Genomic DNA, 598 nt, shown 5'->3' on the forward strand with positions numbered 1-598 from the left:
TGTCTGACTACGAATCAGAAGGTTGTAGGTTCGACTCCTACTGGGTGCATTGATCAATGATCGTTATCGTTGATTGGAACAAATGGATAACGGGAAATAGCTCAGCTTGGTAGAGCACCTGGTTTGGGACCAGGGGGTCGCAGGTTCGAATCCTGTTTTCCCGATTAATTTCATATCATCGCGGTGTAGCTCAGCAGGTTAGAGCGTCCGGTTCATACCCGGGAGGTCGGGGGTTCGATTCCCTTTGCCGCGATAGGTTTTCTGCTTGGACCTTTAGCTCAGTTGGTTAGAGCAAACGGCTCATAACCGTTCGGTCGTAGGTTCGAGTCCTACAAGGTCCATCTTGGGTGGACGTTGTTCAGAAACCATCATTTTATTATCGCGGGATGGAGCAGTCTGGTAGCTCGTCGGGCTCATAACCCGAAGGTCGTAGGTTCAAATCCTGCTCCCGCAATTGGTTCCATGGTCTAGTTGGTTAGGACGCCTGCCTGTCACGCAGGAGATCACGGGTTCGAGTCCCGTTGGGACCGTTAGCATTAAGCTAATGGCTCGGTAGCTCAGTCGGTAGAGCAATGGATTGAAGCTCCATGTGTCGGCA

The 598-nt window shown here is 51.3% G+C and carries 5 tRNA genes; all 5 read left to right on the plus strand.

Annotated features, from left to right (window positions below):
• Nucleotides 1-90 precede the first annotated feature (90 nt).
• The 5 genes from FC07_RS15265 to FC07_RS15285 all read left to right on the plus strand — a co-directional run bounded on the left by FC07_RS15265 (nt 91) and on the right by FC07_RS15285 (nt 530).
• Nucleotides 91-164: transfer RNA gene (locus FC07_RS15265), tRNA-Pro, on the plus strand.
• Between the two features lie 15 nt (nt 165-179).
• Nucleotides 180-253 (plus strand) — tRNA-Met (locus FC07_RS15270).
• A gap of 14 nt (nt 254-267) precedes the next feature.
• Nucleotides 268-341, plus strand: a tRNA-Ile gene (locus FC07_RS15275).
• 39 nt (nt 342-380) lie between these two features.
• A tRNA-Met gene (locus FC07_RS15280) sits at nt 381-454 on the plus strand.
• 2 nt (nt 455-456) lie between these two features.
• Nucleotides 457-530: transfer RNA gene (locus FC07_RS15285), tRNA-Asp, on the plus strand.
• The last annotated feature ends 68 nt before the right edge of the window (nt 531-598 follow it).

The sequence above is a fragment of the Loigolactobacillus bifermentans DSM 20003 genome, from assembly GCF_001434575.1.
Lineage (GTDB): Bacteria > Bacillota > Bacilli > Lactobacillales > Lactobacillaceae > Loigolactobacillus > Loigolactobacillus bifermentans.